Origin of the sequence: Guyparkeria hydrothermalis (assembly GCF_023555375.1) — a bacterium.
GTDB lineage: Bacteria > Pseudomonadota > Gammaproteobacteria > Halothiobacillales > Halothiobacillaceae > Guyparkeria > Guyparkeria hydrothermalis.
In genome coordinates this window covers 172,330-192,500 of record NZ_JAJSEE010000002.1, presented here as the reverse complement: position 1 = coordinate 192,500, position 20,171 = coordinate 172,330, and the positions used below count along the sequence as shown (strand labels likewise).

At 68.0% G+C, this 20,171-nt stretch carries 16 protein-coding genes (1 of these 16 running past the window's edge); 10 read left to right on the top strand and 6 right to left on the bottom strand.

All coding sequences use genetic code 11. The features are described 5' to 3' along the window. Nucleotides 1–870: the 5' portion of a tyrosine--tRNA ligase gene (gene tyrS, locus LV475_RS03470; RefSeq protein WP_136867337.1), read on the bottom strand. The gene continues 306 nt to the left of window position 1, outside the view; only the first 870 of its 1,176 coding nucleotides appear in the window; the start codon lies at nt 868–870; its stop codon lies beyond the left edge, outside the window. A 114-nt stretch (nt 871–984) separates the two neighbouring features. Here tyrS and LV475_RS03465 point away from each other — a divergent pair, with 114 nt between their 5' ends. Together LV475_RS03465 and LV475_RS03460 are read left to right on the top strand one after the other, a co-directional pair. Next, entirely contained in the window at nt 985–2,577 is a 1,593-nt protein-coding gene (locus LV475_RS03465; protein WP_250105769.1) for a peptidoglycan DD-metalloendopeptidase family protein, read from the top strand. Then, nucleotides 2,567–3,742, top strand: coding sequence for an anhydro-N-acetylmuramic acid kinase (locus LV475_RS03460; protein WP_282097231.1), 1,176 nt, complete (start codon nt 2,567–2,569; stop codon nt 3,740–3,742). The genes LV475_RS03465 and LV475_RS03460 overlap by 11 nt, the downstream gene beginning before the upstream one ends. Before the next feature lie 16 nt (nt 3,743–3,758). Here LV475_RS03460 and LV475_RS03455 read toward each other — a convergent pair whose 3' ends face one another. From LV475_RS03455 to argC, 3 genes are all read right to left on the bottom strand, one after another. Continuing rightward, the gene (locus LV475_RS03455) at nt 3,759–4,913 is read right to left on the bottom strand and encodes a citrate synthase (RefSeq protein WP_136867329.1); all 1,155 of its coding nucleotides are present in this window, start codon (nt 4,911–4,913) and stop codon (nt 3,759–3,761) included. 70 nt (nt 4,914–4,983) lie between these two features. Continuing rightward, a complete protein-coding gene (gene erpA, locus LV475_RS03450; RefSeq protein WP_197039140.1) occupies nt 4,984–5,358 on the bottom strand; it encodes an iron-sulfur cluster insertion protein ErpA in 375 nt (124 codons plus the stop codon). Nucleotides 5,359–5,467: 109 nt separating this feature from the next. Beyond that, entirely contained in the window at nt 5,468–6,502 is a 1,035-nt protein-coding gene (argC, locus tag LV475_RS03445; RefSeq protein WP_136867328.1) for an N-acetyl-gamma-glutamyl-phosphate reductase, read from the bottom strand. A 166-nt stretch (nt 6,503–6,668) separates the two neighbouring features. On the opposite strand from argC, the gene LV475_RS03440 reads away from it, so the two are divergent. From LV475_RS03440 to LV475_RS03420, 5 genes are all read left to right on the top strand, one after another. Beyond that, nucleotides 6,669–8,672, top strand: coding sequence for a chloride channel protein (locus LV475_RS03440; RefSeq protein ID WP_250105768.1), 2,004 nt, complete (start codon nt 6,669–6,671; stop codon nt 8,670–8,672). A 92-nt stretch (nt 8,673–8,764) separates the two neighbouring features. Beyond that, entirely contained in the window at nt 8,765–9,325 is a 561-nt protein-coding gene (locus LV475_RS03435; protein ID WP_250105767.1) for a peroxiredoxin family protein, read from the top strand. Nucleotides 9,326–9,446: 121 nt separating this feature from the next. Next, entirely contained in the window at nt 9,447–10,205 is a 759-nt protein-coding gene (gene map, locus LV475_RS03430) for a type I methionyl aminopeptidase (RefSeq protein ID WP_136867325.1), read from the top strand. 4 nt (nt 10,206–10,209) lie between these two features. Next, complete coding sequence (gene glnD / locus LV475_RS03425; RefSeq protein WP_250105766.1) at nt 10,210–12,918, top strand: [protein-PII] uridylyltransferase; 2,709 nt, start codon at nt 10,210–10,212, stop codon at nt 12,916–12,918. A gap of 1 nt (nt 12,919) precedes the next feature. After that, the gene (locus LV475_RS03420; protein ID WP_211238817.1) at nt 12,920–13,585 is read left to right on the top strand and encodes an RluA family pseudouridine synthase; all 666 of its coding nucleotides are present in this window, start codon (nt 12,920–12,922) and stop codon (nt 13,583–13,585) included. Between the two features lie 29 nt (nt 13,586–13,614). On the opposite strand, the gene LV475_RS03415 is transcribed toward LV475_RS03420, so the two are convergent. Beyond that, the gene (locus LV475_RS03415; protein ID WP_136867323.1) at nt 13,615–14,019 is read right to left on the bottom strand and encodes a VOC family protein; all 405 of its coding nucleotides are present in this window, start codon (nt 14,017–14,019) and stop codon (nt 13,615–13,617) included. A 98-nt stretch (nt 14,020–14,117) separates the two neighbouring features. Between LV475_RS03415 and dapC the strand changes: the two genes are divergently transcribed. The 3 genes from dapC to LV475_RS03400 all read left to right on the top strand — a co-directional run bounded on the left by dapC (nt 14,118) and on the right by LV475_RS03400 (nt 19,319). Next, nucleotides 14,118–15,326, top strand: a complete 1,209-nt coding sequence (gene dapC / locus LV475_RS03410; RefSeq protein WP_136867322.1) for a succinyldiaminopimelate transaminase — start codon at nt 14,118–14,120, stop codon at nt 15,324–15,326. Nucleotides 15,327–16,166: 840 nt separating this feature from the next. Then, nucleotides 16,167–16,997: a 2,3,4,5-tetrahydropyridine-2,6-dicarboxylate N-succinyltransferase gene (dapD, locus tag LV475_RS03405; protein WP_156575089.1), complete on the top strand. Its 831-nt coding sequence runs from the start codon at nt 16,167–16,169 to the stop codon at nt 16,995–16,997. A 105-nt stretch (nt 16,998–17,102) separates the two neighbouring features. Further along, nucleotides 17,103–19,319, top strand: coding sequence for an EAL domain-containing protein (locus LV475_RS03400; RefSeq protein WP_250105765.1), 2,217 nt, complete (start codon nt 17,103–17,105; stop codon nt 19,317–19,319). A gap of 104 nt (nt 19,320–19,423) precedes the next feature. On the opposite strand, the gene LV475_RS03395 is transcribed toward LV475_RS03400, so the two are convergent. Then, entirely contained in the window at nt 19,424–20,023 is a 600-nt protein-coding gene (locus LV475_RS03395) for a class I SAM-dependent methyltransferase (protein WP_250105764.1), read from the bottom strand. Nucleotides 20,024–20,171 lie beyond the last annotated feature (148 nt).

Here is a 20,171-nt window from a genome sequence, read left to right as displayed (position 1 = left end):
GACCAGCTCGATCGCCAGCTCGAACTTGATGTCGCGGGGGTTGCGCCCGCCCGCCATCTCCTCGCGCAGGCGCGCGATCTCTTCAAGGGGACGGAACGACAGCAACTCGAAGTACCGCCACATCAGGTCATCGGAAATCGACATCAACTTGCCGAACTGCTCGTCGGCCGGCTCCTCGATCCCGATGTAGTTGTTGAGCGACTTGGACATCTTGTTGACGCCATCCAGCCCCTCCAGGATCGGCACGGTCATGACGACCTGGGGTTTCTGGCCGTACTGCTTCTGCAGCTCGCGCCCGACCAGCAGGTTGAACTTCTGATCGGTCCCGCCGAGTTCGACGTCGGCCTCGAGCTCCACCGAGTCATACCCCTGCACCAGCGGGTAGAGGAACTCGTGGACCGCGATCGACCGGTTCTCGCGGTAACGCTTGGAGAAGTCGTCGCGCTCGAGCATCCGGGCGACCGTGTAGCGGCTGGCCAGCTGGATCAGGTCGGCGGCGCTCTTCTTGCCCATCCACTCGGAGTTGAAGACGATGCGCGTCTTGTCCGGATCGAGGATGCGGAAGATCTGGCGCTCGTAGGTGCGGGCGTTTTCGCGCACCGCCTCGGGCGTCAAGGTCGGACGGGTGGCGTTCTTGCCGGTCGGGTCGCCGATCATGCCGGTGAAATCGCCGATCAGGAAGATGACCTCGTGCCCGCGCTCCTGAAACTGGCGCAGCTTGTTGATCAGCACCGTGTGGCCGAGGTGGAGATCCGGGGCGGTCGGATCAAAGCCGGCCTTGATCCGCAGCGGCCGACCCTCGGCCAGCCGCTCCACCAGTTCCTCGCGGACCAGCACCTCGTCGGTCCCCCGACACAACTCCGCCAGCATCTGCGCTTGCTCCTGAGACACGGTTCACCCTTCCAAGAATTACGTTGAATGGCTGCAGAAAGGCGGTTATGTTACCGGTTTTACACCATATTTTTCTGCCAGGTTTATACATCGATGCAACAGCGCCCTCTATTCAAGCAAAAGCGCAGGCCCACTCGCCTGATTCGGCGCACCCTCCTGGTCGGCCTGGGCGTGTTCGCGCTCGGCGCCGTCGTCTGGCAACTGCTTCCCGGTCAGGCGTCGAAAGACACGAACGCCGGCGACTCGGCGACAACCCAGTCCGACGAGATCCCGCTGACACTCGAGGCGATCGACACACCGGAGTCCACGAGCAAGAGCACGCCGGTCGACACCACGCCACGCACCGCGGGCAGCACGACCGACCGACCGCCGGCCTTCGCCCGCTCGGTCAGCCTCGACAGCCGACCGAACTTCCACATCCCCGGCCAGAAGGAATCCCTTCAGGCGATCGAGACGCCGGAATCCAATCGCGCCGCGGTTGGTGATCGCGACGAGCCCCCCGCCACTGACACCGGGGAACAGGCGGCCACCCCGTCGCTGGAGGAAACGACCATCACGGTGGACTCCGGCGACACCTTGTCGACCATCTTCGAGAAGGCCGGCCTCGGTTACAGCGACGTGCTCAAGGTGCTCGACCTGGGTGACGAAGCCCGCCGACTCGAACGCATCCGCCCCGGCGACAAGCTCGTGCTGATCACCGATGACGCCGAGCAGTTTGCCGGCCTCAAGTACGACCTCAGCAGCGAGAGCGAGCTCTCGATTTTCCGCCGGGACGGTGACCAGCTGGTGGCCGAGATCACCGACCTGCCCAGCGAGACGCGCCTCGTTTCCGCCGGCGGCACGATCAAGGGGTCGCTCTACCAGTCCGCGATCGCCACGGGCGTGCCCCCGGCGCAGATCATGCAGCTGGCCGAGGTCTTCGGCTGGAAGGTGGACTTCCTGCGGGACGTCCGCGACGGCGACCAGTTCCGCCTGATCTACGAGGTGCGCGAACGCGATGGAGAGCGCCTCGGTACCGGCCATATCGTGGCCGCCGAATTCACCAACCGCGGCGAAAAGGTCCAGGCCGTGCGCTACACCTCGCCCGACGGCACCACCGGCTACTACGAGCCCGATGGCAGCAGCCTCGAGCGTGGCTTCCTGCGCTACCCGGTCGAGTTCTCGCGCATCAGCTCGAACTTCAACCCCAAGCGACTGCACCCGATTCACAACACGGTCCGGCCGCACAACGGCGTCGATCTCGCCGCGCCGACGGGCACGCCGGTGAAGTCGGCCGCCTCCGGGCGCGTGACCTTCGTCGGCTGGAAGCACGGCTACGGCAAGGTCGTGCAGGTGCGCCACGACGCCAAGCACGAAACCCTCTACGCCCACTTGTCCGGCTTCAAGGGCAACCTCAAGCGGGGCGTCAGCGTCGACAAGGGCGCAACCATTGGCTTTGTCGGCATGACGGGCGCCGCCACCGGCCCGCACCTCCACTACGAGTTCAAGGTGCATGGCAAGGCCCTCGACCCCCTCAAGGTCGACCTGCCGGAGGCCAACCCCATCGCCTCCGAGCACCGCAAGGACTTCATCGCGCGCACGCGCGGCTCCCTCGAGGAGCTGGCCCGCATCGAGATCGACGTCGACGGAGAGCAGCCGGTGCACCTGGCCCAGAACGAGGCCACTCGCGCCGCACGTGACGACTGACCCGAACCGCAACCGGTCCGATGACGGCAGCGAGCTGTTTATCGGCGCGATGACCGGCACCAGCATCGACGCGCTGGACCTGTGCCTCTGCGATTTCTCCGCCACCCCGCCACGCCTGATCGCGCACCACCAGGAGCCACTGGGCGCCACCTTGACCGCCCAGCTGACACAGCTGGCCCGCGGGGAAAGACAGGAACCAAGCGAATCACCGGCGGTCGATGCCATCGACCTGTTCGGCATGGCGGATCGTCGCCTTGCCGAGACCACGGCGACCGGTGCGGCCCGTCTGCTGGACCAGGCGGGGGTCGCGGCCACCTCGGTTCGAGCCATCGGCTCGCATGGCCAAACCGTGCGTCACCGTCCGGACTGGCGTGATCAGGCCTTTACCCTGCAACTGGGCGACCCCAGCCGCATCGCCGAGCTGACCGGCATCACCGTGGCCGCCGATTTCCGCCGCCGCGACATGGCCGCCGGCGGGCAGGGCGCCCCGCTGGCCCCGCCGGCGCATGCCGCCCTGTTCCCGCCCGGTCCCGAGGGGCGGGTCGTGGTCAACCTCGGCGGGATCGCCAATGCCTCGATCCTCCTGCCCGACCAAGCCCCCCTCGGTTTCGACACCGGCCCGGCCAATACCCTGATGGATGCCTGGCATGCCCTCCACCGGGGCAGCTCCTTCGATCACAACGGACGCTGGGCGGCCAGTGGGCAGGTCGACGAGACCCTGCTCGAGACCCTGCTCGCCGATCCCTTCTTCGCCGCAGCGGCCCCGAAATCGACCGGCCCGGAACACTTCCACCTCGATTGGCTGGGCGCTCGCGGGGGTGAGCGCCTCGCGGCCCTGCCGGCCGGAGACGTGCAGGCGACCCTGCTGGAACTGACCGTGGAAAGCCTCGCCGAGGCGATCGCGCCATGGCTCGGGGAGCGTCCGTCCATGCCGGTCACCCTGTGCGGTGGCGGTGCCTACAACCAGCAACTGGTCGCGCGGCTACGCGAGCGCCTCGGGACCACGGTGGAGAGCAGCGCGGCGCTGGGGATTGCGCCGGAATGCGTCGAGGGCGCGGCCTTTGCCTGGCTCGCCCGGCAACTGCTCGCCGGGCAGCCCGGCAATGCCCCCAGCGTCACGGGGGCGGACGGGCCGCGGATACTGGGTGGGATCTACCCCGCCTGATGGCGGGGCCTGCCGATCAGCGGGCGCCGATCGGACGGTAGTCGCGCGGGCTTTCGCCGACGTAGACCTGGGTGGGGCGGTAGATGCGGTTGTTCGCGATCTGCTCCTTCCAGTGCGCCAGCCAGCCGGCGGTACGCGAAATCGCGAAGATCGGCGTGAACTGGTCGCGCGGGATACCAAGCTCGGCGTACAGCAGCCCGGAATAGAAATCGACGTTCGGGTAGACGCCCTTGCCGGCCAGGTGCTCGGCGGCCTGGGCCTCGAGTTCGCGGGCGATCTCGTAGAGCGGCGACAGCTGACCACCGCGGTGCTCGCGCAGCTGCTCGAGCAGCCCCTGCAGGATGTCGGCACGCGGGTCCTTGACCTTGTACTCGCGGTGACCGAAACCCCAGATCACCTCCTTGTTGGCCAGCTTCTCCTCCAACCACGGGGTGACATTCTCGACCGAGCCGATCTCGTCAAGCATCGCCAGCACGCGCTGGTTGGCACCGCCGTGCAGCGGGCCGGCCAGCGTACCGATCGCCGAGGCCACCACCAGGTTGGGCGGCGCAAGTGTCGAACCGCAGACCAGCGAGGCGAAGGTCGAGGCATTGAGCGTGTGCTCGGCGTGCAGGATCAGGCAGGCGTCCATGATGCGCGCCTCGATCGGGTCGGGCTCGCGCTCGGTCATCATGTACAGGAAGTTCTCCGCGTAGGAGAGATCGGCGCGCGGGGCGACCGGGTCGTCACCCTTGCGGATGTGCTCCCACATGGCCACCAGCGTCGACATGCTCGAGAGGATCTTGACGATCATCTGCTCGACGAACTCGGAATCGGCGTTGACGCCGTTGGCCGTCATGCGCTCCTGGCCCGGGTAGAACATGCCGAGGCTGGCGACGCAGGTCTGCAGCGCCTCCATGGGGTGCCCGTCGATGGGCAGGAACTTCATGATGTCGCGCACGTTGTACTTCACGCGGCGGTTGCGACGCAGCTCGGCGTCGAATTCCGCGAGCTCGAGCGCGGTGGGCAGATCCCCGTGGATCAGCACCCACGCGGTTTCCTCGAACGTGCTCTGGCGAGCCAGATCCACGATGCGATAGCCACGATAGGTCAGGAGCCCGGCCTGACCATCCAGATACGAAATGGCAGACTGCGCCGCCGGCACACCCTGCAAACCCGGTACGAAATCCATCGACAACGCCTTGTAGTAACCCTGACAAACGCGACACGCGGGCAACCGCCCGCGTATCGACATCACCAAATCAGATCGAGAACGACGATCCGCAGCCGCAGGTGGTCGCGGCGTTGGGGTTGCGAATCACGAACTGCGCGCCGGAGACGTCTTCCTTGTAGTCGATCTCGGCACCTTCGAGGTACTGAATGCTCATCGGGTCGACCAGCAGGGTCACGCCCGAACGCTCCACGGCCGTGTCGTCCGGCTGAGCGGTCTCCTCGAACATGAAACCGTACTGGAAACCGGAGCAACCACCGCCCGTGATGAACACGCGCAGCTTGAGATCCGGGTTGCCCTCTTCCTCGATCAGCGACTGAACCTTGTTCGCCGCGTTCTCGGTAAAGACCAGCGGCGTTGCCTCGGTGGCCGGCTCGGCGACCATGGTGTCGGTTGCGTCAACCATCGCGTTCACCTCAATCGATTGCGCGTCCGCCCGGCAGAAATGCTGTGCCAAGCGGCAAACTCACAGTCTATCAGACCATTGGCGAATGCACGCGAGCCGCCCAACCCGCTCAAGGGGAGAGGGCAACCAGCTCCAGCCCAGCCGACTCGTCGCAGCCGAGCATCAGGTTCATGTTCTGCACCGCCTGCCCGGCCGCGCCCTTGACCAGGTTGTCGATCACGCTGGAGACCACGAGCATGGGGCCGTCGAGCGGCCGGTGCACGGCCATGCGGCAGATATTGTTGCCGCGCACGCTGCGCGTTTCCGGGTGGCTGTTCGGCGGCATCACGTCGACGAACGGCTCCTCGGCGTAGTAGCGCTCGTAGAGGCGCTGCACGTTCTCGCCCGGCTCGCCGACGAGCGGCAGGTAGACGGTCGACTCGATCCCGCGGACCATCGGCACCAGGTGCGGCACGAAGGTCAGCCCGATCTCGCGCTCGGCGATGGTGGTCAGGGTCTGGCGAATCTCCGGCTGGTGGCGGTGACCGGCGGCGGCGTAGGTGCGCACGCTCTCACCGGCCTCGGCCATCAGGGTGTGCACGGCCGCCGAGCGCCCGGCACCGCTGGCGCCCGACTTGGTGTCCGCGACGATCCGCTCGTGATCGACCCACTCCAGCCCCATCAGCGGCAACACGGCCAGCGTGGTGGCGGTGACGTGGCAACCGGGATTGGCGACCAGCTGGGCGCCCCGGATCTCGTCGCGGTAGAGCTCCGGCAGCCCGTAGACGGCCTGCTCGACCCAGTCGGGCGAGGCATGCTCCATGCCGTACCAGCGCGACCAGACATCGAGGTCCTTGAGGCGATAGTCGGCGGCAAGATCGATCACCCGTACCCCCTGCTCGAGCAAGGCCGGCGCCTCCTGCATGGCGATACCGTTGGGCGTAGCGAAGAACACCAGGTCGCAACCGGCCAGATCCGCCTCGCCCGGCTCGCTGAAGACGAGATCCGTGTGCCCACGCAGGCTGGGGTAGAGGTCATCGACGCGGCGACCGGCCTCGCCACGCGAAGTCATCGCCACCACCTCGACCTCCGGGTGGTGGGCCAGCAGGCGCATCAGCTCGACACCGGTGTAGCCGGTGCCCCCGACGATTCCGATCTTCTTCATGTCTTCGACTCGACTCCTCTCGCGTGGATACCCGGGCAACGCCGCCGCGGCAGGCGGCGTTCGAACCCGGTCGACAATCGTGGCATATTAGCAGGGCCGTCGCTGCGGACCATCCAGCGCGGGAGCCCGCTCACCGCATTTCTTCTTTCCCCGGGAGGCCCGGCCCGTGACCGCTTTGCTCGCCCGCATCCAGGACTGGTTCGGCCGCCCGCTGAACCGGTTCATCGAGCGTCTGCGGCTGCGCCTGGCCCAACCGGATGCCCTGTTGCAGGTCACCCTGCTCGGCCTGATCGCCGGGTTGCTGGCCGCCCTGCTGGTGGTCGCCTTCCGGCTGGCACTCGAGGGGCTGCAGGTCTACGGGCTGGGACTCCCGGGCGCGGAGCGCTACGAGTCTCTCCCGGCCGAATGGCGACTGCTGCTGCCGATCCTCGGCGCACTGGTCCTCGGCCTTGCCTTCCACCTCTTGCCGTTCGGCATGCGCAACGTCGGCGTCGGCCACGTCATCATCCGCTTTCACCGTTTCGGCGCCGACATGCCCTGGCAGAACGCCGTGGTGCAGTTCGTCGCCGGCATCTGGGGCCTGCTGATCGGCCTGACCGGTGGGCGGGAAGGCCCCGGCATCCACCTGGGCGCCTTCTCCGGCAGCCTGCTGGGCCACAGCCTGGGGCTGCCGAACAACAGCGTGCGCACGCTCTCGGGTTGCGGGGTGGCCGCGGCGATCTCGGCGGCCTTCAACACCCCATTGGCCGGCGTAATCTTCGCCCTCGAGGTGGTAATCAAGCAGTACACGCTGGCGAGCTTCCTGCCGGTGATCCTCGCCTCCTCGATGGGCGCCCTGCTGGCCACGACCGTCTTCGGGCCGGAAACCCTGTTCACCATCGAGATCCACCACCAGATGTCGTTCTGGGAGGTGCCCACGCTGCTGGCATTGGGACTGATCATCGGCGCGATGGCCGCCGGCTATATCCAGATCGTCGAGGGCACCATCGCCCGCAGCTGGGACTGGCCGGTCTGGGCGCGCTTCACCGCCGCGGGCGTGGCCACCGGCATCATCGGCTTCTGGGTGCCGGAAATCCTGGGCATCGGCCACGACACCACGGACCTGGTCGCCGCCGCCGAGCTGACCCTGGGCGCCCTGTTGATCATCGCGGTGGCCAAGTGGCTGCTGGCCAGCGTGACCGTGGGTCTCGGCCTGCCGATCGGCACCATCGCCCCGGTGCTGATGATCGGCGCCGTGGTCGGCGGGACGCTCGGCAGCCTGCTCTACCGGCTCGACCAGATCCCGCTGAACGACGTGGCCTTCTACACGGTACTGGGCATGGGCGCGATGATGGGCGCCACGCTCCAGGCGCCGCTGGCCGCCCTGGCCGCGGTACTGGAACTGACCAGTGACACCGGCGCGATCCTGCCCGCCATGATCACCATCGTCGTCTCCGGGCTGGTCAGCCGCATGGTGTTCGGCAAGTCGGGGCTCTACGACGCGATCCTGCGCGCCAACGACCAGCAGATGCCGGGGCCGTCGTTGTGGTTCAACGGCGACAACATCGGTGTCTCGAGCATCATCGAGCGGCGCGTCGCCGAGGTGAACTGCCCCTGCAATCTCGCCCGCTTCGAGCAGGCGCTCGAGGAAAAGCCCGCCTGGCTCGTGATCCGCGACGAGCACCGCCAGGCGATGGGCGTGATCCGGTACGCCGCGGCGAGGGCCGCCTTCGACCACGTCTTCAACCAGGCCCTGTTCGACGCGCAGGCCCGCGCCGAGGCCGAACAGGCGGCCCGCGATTCCGAGGTCCAAGTCGAGGCCGAAGCCGGGGCCGACGAGGCACCGGAATCGACGGCCTCACCTGCCCACGACTCGAGCGAGGCAGGCGAGCGCGTCGAGCCAAGCGACACCACGGAAGCGGCCAGCGAGGAACAGGCCGAGCCGGGCATCGACATGGAGGCGCTGGCCGACCAGGTGCGCGAGGAGGTCCTCGTCGACCCGGCCGAGATCAGCGGTTTCTACCGGGCCGCCGATGTCGAGGTGGGCTACACGCTGACCCAGGCCCAGCGCGTGATGCGTGAGGAGGACGTCGGCGTGCTGGTGGCCCGACGCATGCTCGGCTCGCCGCAGGCCCGCACGCTAGGCGTGATGACCGCCGCCATGCTCGAGCAGGCGATCGTCGAACGTTGACGCCATCCGCCACGAGGCGGAAACTTTCGCGCCACGGATGGGTCCTTTCTTGTTGCACCCGACGTGCACCCATGGCCAGACGAGGGTTCGAGATGACGCCACTGACCGAGAATCACCACCCGACGGACACGACCGACAACGCCCCGGCCGACCGCTCGCGCCGCCGGCTGCTGCTGGGCGGCACCGGCGCGCTGCTGACCCTGGGACTGGGCGGCTGCCTGTCGGACAGCGGCCTGCCGCTGGAGGGCGTGACCGTGCAGGACCGCGACGGCCAGCCGGTCGAGCTGGCATCGATCAAGGGCAAGCCGACCCTGATCACCTTCTGGGCGACCACCTGCCCCGGCTGCGTCAAGGAAATCCCGCACATCCAGGAACTGCACGACAAGTACGCCGAGCGCGGCGTGAACGTCGTGGGCCTGGCGATGAGCTACGACCCGCTCGACCAGATCAACAAGATGGTCGAGGAGCGCGACATGACCTACACCATCTGGCAGGACAAGGACGGGCGCGGCGCGGAGGTCTTCGGGCCGGTGCGCGTCACCCCGACGACCTTCGTCCTCGATGCCCAGGCGCGCATCGAGTTCCAGAAGATCGGCGTGTTCGACGTCGACCGGGTCGAACGCACCCTCGACGGTCTGCTCGAGTCGGCCTGATCCGCCTCACACCGACACGCCCCGACGCCCCGCGAGCCGGGGCGTTTTTCGTTACACTGACCGTCTTTGCGCGCCGCTCGTATCGCGGCGAACACCATTGAGGGGAGCCCGTTTCCAGGTCATGAACATCTCCATCAAGACCCCCGAGGAAATCGAGAAGATCCGCATCGCCAGCCAGCTGGCCGCCGAGATACTGGTGCTGCTGCGCGAGCACGTGCGGGCCGGCGTGACCACCGGCGAGCTCAACGAGATCGCCCACAAGCACATCACCGAGGTCCAGGGCGGCACGCCGGCGACCCTCGGCTACCACGGCTTCCCTGCCTCGATCTGCACCTCGCTCAACCACCAGGTTTGCCACGGCATCCCCGGCGACAAGACCCTGCGCGACGGCGACATCCTCAACATCGACGTCACCGTGATCAAGGATGGCTGGTACGGCGACACCTCGGCGATGTACACGGTCGGCAAGCCCTCGGTGCGCGCCCAGCGACTGATCGACGTCACCCATGAGGCGATGATGAAGGGCATCGAGACGGTCCGTCCCGACGCCACCCTCGGCGACATCGGCCACGCCATCCAGACCCACGCGGAATCCTCCGGCTTTTCCGTGGTGCGCGAGTACTGCGGCCACGGCATCGGGCGAAACTTCCACGAGGACCCGCAGGTGGTCCACTACGGCAACCCGGGGGAAGGCGTGCGCCTCAAGGAAGGCATGGTCTTCACCATCGAGCCGATGATCAACGCCGGCAAGAAGGAGATTAAGCTCCTTGGCGATGGCTGGACGGTAGTCACCAAGGACCACTCGCTCTCGGCGCAATGGGAGCACACGGTCGCCGTGACCAAGGACGGGTTCGACATCCTCAGCCTGCCGCCCGCCTGATTCCATGCAATCGACAGGGCAATCGAGCGGGCATCCGGCGCCCGACGGTCGATTCGGCGACCAGACCACCTTCCCGGCCGACCGGCCGCTGGCCCGCCAGCTCGAAACGCTAAACGCCCACTGGGCCGAGGCACTGGCCGACGAGGCTAGCGCCCGTGGCTTCATCCAGGAGGTCACCGCCCGGGTCGACAGCGCCCTGCGGACCCTGTGGCAGGACAAGCTCGCCGACACCCCCTGCGCCCTGGTCGCGGTCGGCGGCTACGGCCGCGGCGAGATGTTCGTTCACTCGGACATCGACATCATGGTGCTCACCGCCGATCACGCCCACGACGAGGCGGTCCAGGCGTTCCTCTACACCCTCTGGGACACCGGTCTGTCGATCGGCTACGCCGTGCGCAGCGTCGAGGAATGCCTCGAGGCGGCCACCGACCCCACCGTCTACACCAGCCTGATCGAGATGCGGCTGATCGCCGGCGACGAGGGACTGGTCACGCGCCTGGATTCGGCCATCCGCAGTGAGGCGGCCTTCGATCCGGCCTGGTTCTTCGCCGCCAAGCTCGACGAGCAGCAGGCGCGCTACGAATCGCATGACAACGTCGGCACCAAGATCGAGCCGCACATCAAGGAAGGCCCGGGCGGCCTGCGCGACCTGCACACCATCCGCTGGCTGGCCAATCGCATCGACGGGGCCCCCAACCTGGCGGCGATGCACCGGGCCGAACTGCTGCGCGACGACGAGTACCGCGCCCTCGAGCACGCCGAATCGCTGCTGTTCCGCATCCGGATTGGCCTGCATGGCCTGGCCGAGCGCGCCGAGGAACGGCTGCTCCTGACCCACCAGAAGACCCTGGCCGGCGCGTTCGGCTACCAGGGGCAGCAGGACGGCAACCTCGCGGTCGAGCGCTTCATGCAGCGTTTCTTCCGCGCCACCATCGAGGTCGAACGCCTCAACCAGTTGCTGATCCAGCGCTGGCGTGAGCGCCTGCACCCGGAGATCCTCGAGCCGATCCAGCGGCTCAACCCGCGCTTCATCCGCCGCGGCCGGCTGATCGAGACCCGCGACGCGCAGGTGTTCATGCGCTCGCCCACGGCCATCCTCGAGCTGTTCCTGCTGCTCGCCGAGCACCCGGAACTCGAGGGCATGACCGCCGCGACCGCCCGCCAGCTGCGCGCCAACCTGTCGGTGATCGACGCCGGCTTTCGCGCCAACCGCCACGCAAAGCAGTTGTTCATGCGCCTGTTGCGTGCCGAACGCGGCGTCTACCTCGCCCTGCGCAACATGAACCTGACCGGCGTGCTCGCCGCCTACATCCCCAACTTCGGCCCGATCGTCGGCCTGATGCAGTTCGACCTGTTCCACGCCTACACGGTCGACACCCACACCCTGCTGGTGATCCGCAACCTGCGCCGGCCCGCCCTGCCCGAGTACCGCGACGAGAACCCGATCGCCGCGGACGCCTTCGCCCGCATCCCGCGACCGGAAGTGCTGTATCTGGCCGGCCTGTTCCACGACATCGCCAAGGGCCGGGGCGGCGATCACGCCGAGCTGGGCGCGTTCGATGCCCGGGACTTCGCCCGGGCCCACGGCCTGGCCCGCGAGGACATCGACCTGGTCGGCTGGCTGGTCGAACAGCATCTGCTGCTCTCGTTCACCGCCCAGCGCCAGGACATCGAGGACCCGGAGGTCATCCGGCGCTTCGCCGAGCAGGTCGGCAGCCCGGAACGGCTCGACTACCTCTACCTGCTGACGGTCGCCGACATCCGCGCCACCAACCCGCAGTTGTGGAATTCCTGGCGCGACACCCTGCTCAAGCGCCTGTTCGAACTCACCCACCAGCACTTCGCCGAGGGCGTGCGTTCCTCCGCGCAGATCGTGCGTGAGACCCGCCGGGATGCCAATCGGCAGGGCTCGAGCGAGGGGATGGATGCCGGCAAGCTGGCCGCCTGGCTGTCGGGAATGCCGGAGGAGTACTTCCTCAGAAACGAGATCGACAACATCCTGCGCCACTCGCGGGTGGCGATCGATGCCGACCTGCCGGCACTGACCATCAACGACGACCCGCAGCACCAGGCCACCCAGATCCTGATCCTCGCCCAGAACCACCCGGCGCTGTTCGCCCACGTGGTCGCCGGCATCGACCGGGAAGGCCTGAACGTCCAGTCGGCCAACATCACGGTGATCCCGCGTCCGCTGGTGGTCGAGAGCGGGCTCAACGCCATCGACGGCGAGGGCAACCGCGAACAGCTGCCCGAGTCCGAGCTGATCCTGCTGGAATTCTTCGTCCTCGATCGCCAGGGGCACGCCGTCGACGACCCCGGCGCGATCGAGGCGCTGCACGAACGGCTCGAAGGGGTGATCCACCGACCCGAGCGCGCGCTGTCCGTCACCCGCCGGCGCACCCCGGCCCAGCTCTCGAGCCTGGACGTGGATACCGAGGTGGAATTCATCGCCGACGTCGCCCGGGCGCGCACCATGATCCAGGTGCTGACCAAGGACCGGCCGGGCCTGCTCGCGGATCTCTCCGACACGCTCTGGCGCATGGGCGCGATCCTGCTGCACGCCCGGATCGCCACCCTGGGCGAACGCGCCGAGGACGCCTTCTTCGTGGTCGACCAGTACGGCCACCCGATCAACGACCGCGAGCACCAGCAGGCGATCGCCGACGCCCTGATCCACGCGGCCAAGGGCCGCGGCGCGGACGAGGAGCATTGAGGTGACCCCGATCGACCACAACCTGCCCGCCAACCAGCCGCCCGGGGATTGGGCGCTGATCGGCGAGCGTCGCGATTTCCTGGTGGTAGCCAAGCCGGAGCGGATGCTGTCGGTACCCGGCATCGGGCCGGACAAGCAGGACTGCCTGATCACGCGCGTGCAGACCGAGTTCCCCGAGGCGCGCATCGTCCATCGCCTCGACTGGGACACCTCGGGCCTGCTGGTGCTGGCGCGCAACGCCCGCGCGCACTCGTTCCTCTCCAAGGCCTTCGCCGCGCGGGCGGTCAACAAGACCTACGTGGCACTCATCGACGCGCCGCTCGAGCCGGCCGAGGGCCTGATCGACCTGCCGATCGGCAAGGACCCCGACCGTCGGCCGCGCTACCGGATCGACCCCGAGGGCGGGCGCCCCTCGCAGACGCGCTACCGCATCGCCGAGACCGGCGATGCGGCCGTGCGGGTAATCCTCGAACCGATCACCGGCCGCTCACACCAGCTGCGCGTGCACCTGCTGGCCCGGGGACGCCCCATTCAGGGCGACTCGCTCTATCACCCCGACGCGGGACGCCACGAACGACTGATGCTGCATGCCATGCGGCTCGCCTTTCCCGATCCGGAACATCCGGAGGCGCCCAAGGCGGTGTTCGAGCTCGACGCCCCGTTCTGACGCCCCGCCTGGACCAACCCCGCTGGCCATCAGCCAGTACCGACCAATTCGACGGCGTTACCATCCAGGTCGCGGAAGAACAGGGCATCCCGCCCCGAGCGCGAGCGGGTGAAACGCATGCCGCGCGCCTCGAGTCGCTCGGCGAACGGTGCGGTCTCGGCCACGCGCAGGGCAACATGCCGGTCGCGCCCGCCATGTTCCGGGCGCCCCTCGCGAGGGTCGGGATTGGGCAGCTCGAGCAGGTGCAGGGCCTGCCCGCCGCCCAGTGACAGCCATGCCCCCGGAAAACCCAGGTCCGGCCGCGGCAACGCCGCCAACCCAAGCACCTCGGTATAGAAGTCGCGCGCCTGGCGGGCATCACGAACCATGAGGCTCACGTGATCCACTCCCCGCACCTCGGGACGCGTGTCGGATCGATTGTCGGCATCAGTCATGGCAGGCTCCGGGGTCGGTTCTCGCAGCGATTGGATCGGCCACCTATAATGCCCGGTCGCATCTCGCCCCGTCACCACCCAACCGAACGGCTTACGGCATGAACCCCGATCTCGACCGACTCCACCCCTACCCCTTCGAGAAACTCGCCGAGCTCAAGGCCGGCGCCGAGCCGCCGGTCGATCGCAAGCACATCCCGCTCTCGATCGGCGAGCCGCGCCACGCCCCACCGGCGATCGTGCTCGACACCCTGCGCGAGGCCCTGCCGCAAATCGCCCGCTACCCGGCGACCAAGGGCGAACCCGCGCTGCGCGAGGCGATGGCCGGCTGGCTGACACGACGCTTCCGACTGGGCGACGGGCTGCTCGACCCCGAGACCAACGTGCTGCCGGTCGCCGGCACCCGCGAGGCGCTGTTCGCCATCGCCCAGGCGGTGGTCGACCGGGACACCGGCGACCAGCCGCCGGTGGTGCTCATGCCGAACCCCTTCTACCAGATCTACGAGGGCGCCGCCCTGCTGGCCGGCGCCGAGCCCTACTACTACCCGACCCTGCCGGAAAACGGCTTCCTGCCGGACTTCGATGCGATCCCCGAGACCATCTGGCAACGCGCCCAGCTGCTCTACGTCTGCTCGCCGGGAAACCCCAGCGGCGCGGTGATCGATGCCCCGCGTTATCGCGACCTGCTGGCCCGCGCCCGGCGCCACGACGTGGTGGTCGCAGCCGACGAATGCTACTCCGAGATCTACTTCGGCGAGCACGAGCCACCCACCGGCCTGCTCGAGGTCGCCGGTGAACGCGGCGGCGAAACGCCGTTCGAGAACGTGATCGTCTTCCACAGCCTCTCCAAGCGTTCCAATCTGCCGGGCCTGCGCTCGGGCCTGGTCGCCGGCGACGCGGCACTCCTCAAGCGGTTCCTGCGCTACCGCACCTACCAGGGCTGTGCCCTGCCCCTGCCGACGCAACTGGCCTCGATCACCGCCTGGAACGACGAGGACCACGTACGCGCCAACCGCGGCTTCTACCGCGAGAAATTCGACGCGGTGCTCGACATCCTCGAGCCGGTCGCCGGCATCGACGTGCGCCGCCCGGATGCCGGGTTCTACCTCTGGGCCGGAGTGAACGGCGACGAACGCGACTTCGCCCGTCGCCTGTTCGCGGAGCAGAACGTCACCGTGCTGCCCGGGCGGTTTCTCTCGCGCGAGACGGACGGGGTGAATCCCGGGGCGGGCTTCGTGCGGATGGCGTTGGTCGCCGAGCTGGACGACTGCGTCGAGGCGGCGGAGCGGATTCGGGCGATGCTTTACTGATTCGTCTTGGCGGACCTGACCAACCCTCGTCAGGGTTTCGCACGCCGGTCTGCCGACGTGGCACTGAGCACTGCCGTGCTCGGCGTGCGAGTCGATTTTCTTGCTTGTCCAAGAAAACCGACGAAAAGAAGACACCCCGATGCCTTGGCCCTTCGGGCCTGATCGACTCGGATTGCATCCGAGCCGATCAGCCTCGCGAACGAGGGATTGCGGACGGGTCGGTTCGACGCGACATCCTGTCGCGGCGAACCTCGGGCTCGCGTCCATGCGAGCCCGACCCTGCAACCCCTCGCTCGCGAGGCAAGGCACAAGGGGCTCGACCCTCCGATCCAGCTTGGGAACCGACCTCCAAGCTCCGCCGCTCTCTCGGCATTCAGGCAACTCCACCAGATGGCAAGGCGACGCCCCCTTGCGTCCTGCCTCGCGACCGGTGGATGACTCGGGGTCGGAGCGACAGGGAGGTCGCTCCGAAGCTCGCCGTGACAGGAAGTCACGTCGAGCCGGCCCCGAAGGCAGCCGCCGGTCGCGAGGCTTCGAGTCCGGACACCGTCCGGGCTCGAAGGCCCGCAGGGCCAGGACGCCGGGGTGCCCTTCTTTTCGCCCCTTTTCTTGGGCAAGCAAGAAAAGGGGCTCGCACGCCAGGCAAGGCGGCCGATCTTGGCCGCTCCACGAGACAGGCGTGCGAAACCTCTCCCGCTTCCCAAAACGGACATCCCACCGGCACGACATCAACCCCATCAACAATCTGTTGTTACAATAACCAGCAGTTGATCACCCCGTTTCCCGGCCGACCCACAGAGGTCGGCCGCTCGTTTTTCCAAATCATTTCAGGAGCATCCGATGGACATCTCTTCCATTCGCGACACCATCGAATCGGCCTTCGAGCGCCGCGCCGAGATCAACCCGTCCAACGCCCCGGCCGACGTCGTCGACGCGGTCGAGACCGCGCTGGCCGGCCTGGACGACGGCTCGCTGCGCGTGGCCGAGCGCCGCGGTGTCGGCGACTGGCAGGTCAACGAGTGGCTGAAGAAGGCCGTGCTGCTCTCGTTCCGCCTGCGCAACAACGAGGTGGTCTCCGGCGGCGACCTGAACTACTTCGACAAGGTGCCGACCAAGTTCGCCGACTGGGACCAGGCCCGCTTCGAAGCCGCCGGCATGCGCGTGGTGCCCAACGCCGTCGCCCGCCGCGGCAGCTTCATCGCCAAGAACACCGTGCTGATGCCCTCCTACACCAACATCGGCGCCTACGTCGACGAGGGCACCATGGTCGACACCTGGGCGACCGTCGGCTCCTGCGCGCAGATCGGCAAGAACGTGCACCTCTCCGGCGGCGTCGGCATCGGCGGCGTGCTCGAGCCGCTGCAGGCCGCCCCGACCATCATCGAGGACAACTGCTTTATCGGCGCGCGTTCCGAGGTGGTCGAGGGCGTGATCGTCGAGGAAGGCTCGGTGATCTCGATGGGCGTCTACATCGGCCAGTCGACCAAGATCTACGACCGCGAGACCGGCGAGATCCACTTCGGCCGCGTCCCGGCCGGCTCGGTGGTCGTCTCCGGCAACCTGCCCTCCAAGGACGGCAAGTACAGCCTCTACTGCGCGGTGATCGTCAAGAAGGTCGACGAGAAAACCCGCTCCAAGGTCGGCATCAACGAGCTGCTGCGCGACGTGTAACCCGGACGGGGACCCCCCGCCCGACCACACCGCTATTACCGGGCCCGCCTTTCGACTAGCATCAGTCGACAGGCGGGCCTTTTTACGTGCACAGGGAGTGGGCGGATGGCGGCAGGAACGGCGACGACGATCACAAGGCGGGTGGGTGAATCCCTGCTCGCCTTCGTCGGCTGGTGGCTGGCCGCCTGGCTGGTCAGCCTGGCCTACCCGGCCGTGGCCGACTATCTGCCGATCTCGCTCATCTGGGTGGCCAACGCCCTGGCCTACGGGGCGGTGCTCAGCCTCGGGCCGCGCCTGATCCCGGCCTTCACCCTGGCCGCGCTGACCTGGAACATCGCCCGCGGTGATGCCCTGCCCGAGATCGTCATCGGCACCGGGGCATTCCTGGTGGTGATGCTGTTCGTGATCGGCTTCTCGCGCCTGCTCGAAAATCGGGTCGACCAGGACCAGGCCCGGCGCCTGCTGCGCGTGCCGATCATCGCGATCACCAGCGCGAGCGTGTTCACGCTGCTCGGGGTGTGGCAGTTCGCCGGCGGCGGCCTGCCGGCGACCGAGCTGGTGATAGCCCTGTGGCTGTCCGAGGCCACCTCGGTGCTCCTGTTCACGCCGCTGGTGCAGCAAGTCGTCACGGCCAGTACGCGGCATCACGGGCCGCCGCGGTTCCGGCCGATCACGGGCGTGATCGCCGCCTGGACCCTGACCGCGTTCCTGGTGCTAGCCGCCCTGCTGCTGGTGGGCCGGCAGGACGGGACGGGCCGGGAGTGGCTGCCCTATCTCGCGCTGACGGTGCCCATGTTGGCCGTCTACCTGCTGCCCACCTCGGTGACCCGCTTCGCGGTCGCCGGCTTCGTGCTCGTCTGGGTGGGGGTGCACTACGTGGTCTTCACGCGACCGGACGGGATGGTCGAGGTCAACGCGCTCCTGAACGGCCAGATGATCATCTTCACCGCCACCCTGATCGCGTTTCTCGCCATCGAGTCGGTGCTGTCCTTCGAGCTGGCCAACCATCGCCTCAAGGCCGCCCGCCTGCGCGACGGCGTGACCGACCTCTACAACGACCTCGGCCTGACCCGGCGACTGCGCGAGCTGGCCGCGCCCGGCCAGCCGCATCGCCGGCTGGCCCTGATCGGCGTGCAGATCCCCGACGTCGACGACCTCTCCGCGCTGATCGGGCTCGACGAGGTCCACCGGGTGGAACGGCTGATCGGCGAGACCCTGCGCGAGGTCCGCCCCAGTCCGGAGATCGCGGCCGGCCACCTGCAACCGGGACTGTTCGCGATGCTGGTCCCCGAGCGCGGCGAGGCCGACCGGGCAACCATGATCGCGACCCACCTGCGCGCCGCGATCGACCGCGCCGAGCGCGAGGGACAACTACCGACGGCCCGGCAGGGCGTGCGACTGGCCGTGCTGGATACCGTCACCGCCGGCGATCACCAGCACCTGACCACGGTGCTGCTGATGGCCTGCCAGAAGGACGCCGAGCGCGACGACCGCCCGTTCCACCACCATCGCGAGCCGGCGATTCACCTGATCGAGGATCACCGTCGCACCCTGGAATGGGCCCGGAACCTGCGCGAGGCCCTGGCCGGCGAGACCGCGGCGGGCGGCTTCGCGCTCTTCGCCCAGCCGATCGTCGACCGGCACGACCCCGGCGCCCACCGCATCGAGGTATTGCTGCGCTGGCGCACGCCGGACGGGCGCATCGAACCGCCCGGCACGTTCCTCGAGATCGCCGAACACTTCGGCCTGATGCCGAAGATCGACCGCTGGGTGCTCGACCACGCGCTCGCCGCCGTCGACAGCCAGACCGCCGGCATCCATCTCACCGAGATCGCGATCAACCTCTCGGGCGACTCGCTGGCCGGCGGCTGGCTGCCGTCACGGATCGAGACGCTGCTCGAGGACCATCACTGGCCGGCCGAGCGCCTCTGCCTGGAAATCACCGAGACCATGCTGATCCGCGACACGGCACGGGCCCAGCGCAACCTCGCCGCCCTGCACGAGCTGGGCGTGGCCATCGGGATCGACGACTTCGGCACCGGGCGGGCGACCTTTTCCTACCTGCAGCACTACCCGGTCGACGAGCTCAAGATCGACGGCAGCTTCGTTCGCCGACTGGCCGAGTCGAGCTTCGACCGCGAGGTGGTCAAGACCACCCGCCTGCTCGCGGACCACCTGGGCTGCCGGGTGGTGGCCGAATTCGTCGAAACCCCGCAGCAGGTCGAATTGCTCGAGGAGCTGGGGGTGCACTTCCACCAGGGATACGGCGTGGCCGAGCCCATGCCGCTGGACGACTACCTGGCGGGTTTGCCATCGGACTGAGCGGCCGGCTCACGGGCGAGCACGACGAAGGGGATGGCAGGCAGGGCCGACCAAGTGGCGACATTCGGAAAGGCGGCGCGAGAGGGAGGGGAGCGCCGTCGTGGTCAGGAGCCGGCGCGGCGGCCCACGCCGTGGGTGACGAACCCAGGCCCCTGGTGACCCGGCCCCTCGTCGAGCAGCGCCTTGCCCTCGGCGAGGATGAGCCACTCGAGTCCGGGGAGGTCCTGCGACAGGTCGCTGGCGCGCACCAGCATGTCGGCCCGCTTCGGCCCGCCACTCTGGTAGGCGAGCTGGCGCGGATGGAACAGCTCGACGATCAGGAGCCCGCCGGGCCGCAGGGCGGCCGCGGCGCGGCGGTAGACCTCGCGGCGTGCCGGCGGCTCGAAGTGCAGGTAGATCAGCACGACCGCATCGAAACCGTCCTCCTCCCAGTCCCACTCGGTCAGGTCCGCGCAATGCACGGCGAGACTGACATCGCGCTCGTCGGCGAGCTGACGGGCCTTCTCGCAGCCCACCGCGGAGTAGTCGACGCTGGTGACATCGAAGCCCTGCTCGGCCAGCCAGACGCCGTTGCGCCCCTCGCCGTCGCCCAGCACCAGCACGCGCCCCCCGGTCGGCAGGCGCCAGGCCTGGCTCAACAGGAATTCGTTGGGGTGGGTCCCGTAGAGGAAATCGACCTGACCGTACTTTTCGTTCCAATCCACCAATTTGCCCACCACCAGAGTTTTCTCTATTTTCAGCACGTTACGCAGGGACAACGCCCACGAAGGTCAAATTCAGACATGCCGTTTAAATATCAGCCGTTGCGGCAGAATAGTCCATCTCTTGCCCTCGGCTAACAACAGTGACCCG

What these genes read in the sequence shown, in the direction of transcription:
- erpA (WP_197039140.1), bottom strand. Translation starts at nt 5,358, where the DNA reads ATGGTTGACGCAACCGACACCATGGTCGCCGAGCCGGCCACCGAGGCA.
- argC (WP_136867328.1), bottom strand. Translation starts at nt 6,502, where the DNA reads ATGAAGAAGATCGGAATCGTCGGGGGCACCGGCTACACCGGTGTCGAG.
- LV475_RS03455 (WP_136867329.1), bottom strand. Translation starts at nt 4,913, where the DNA reads ATGGATTTCGTACCGGGTTTGCAGGGTGTGCCGGCGGCGCAGTCTGCC.
- map (WP_136867325.1), top strand. Translation starts at nt 9,447, where the DNA reads ATGAACATCTCCATCAAGACCCCCGAGGAAATCGAGAAGATCCGCATC.
- LV475_RS03415 (WP_136867323.1), bottom strand. Translation starts at nt 14,019, where the DNA reads ATGACTGATGCCGACAATCGATCCGACACGCGTCCCGAGGTGCGGGGA.
- dapC (WP_136867322.1), top strand. Translation starts at nt 14,118, where the DNA reads ATGAACCCCGATCTCGACCGACTCCACCCCTACCCCTTCGAGAAACTC.
- LV475_RS03465 (WP_250105769.1), top strand. Translation starts at nt 985, where the DNA reads ATGCAACAGCGCCCTCTATTCAAGCAAAAGCGCAGGCCCACTCGCCTG.
- dapD (WP_156575089.1), top strand. Translation starts at nt 16,167, where the DNA reads ATGGACATCTCTTCCATTCGCGACACCATCGAATCGGCCTTCGAGCGC.
- LV475_RS03435 (WP_250105767.1), top strand. Translation starts at nt 8,765, where the DNA reads ATGACGCCACTGACCGAGAATCACCACCCGACGGACACGACCGACAAC.
- LV475_RS03400 (WP_250105765.1), top strand. Translation starts at nt 17,103, where the DNA reads ATGGCGGCAGGAACGGCGACGACGATCACAAGGCGGGTGGGTGAATCC.
- glnD (WP_250105766.1), top strand. Translation starts at nt 10,210, where the DNA reads ATGCAATCGACAGGGCAATCGAGCGGGCATCCGGCGCCCGACGGTCGA.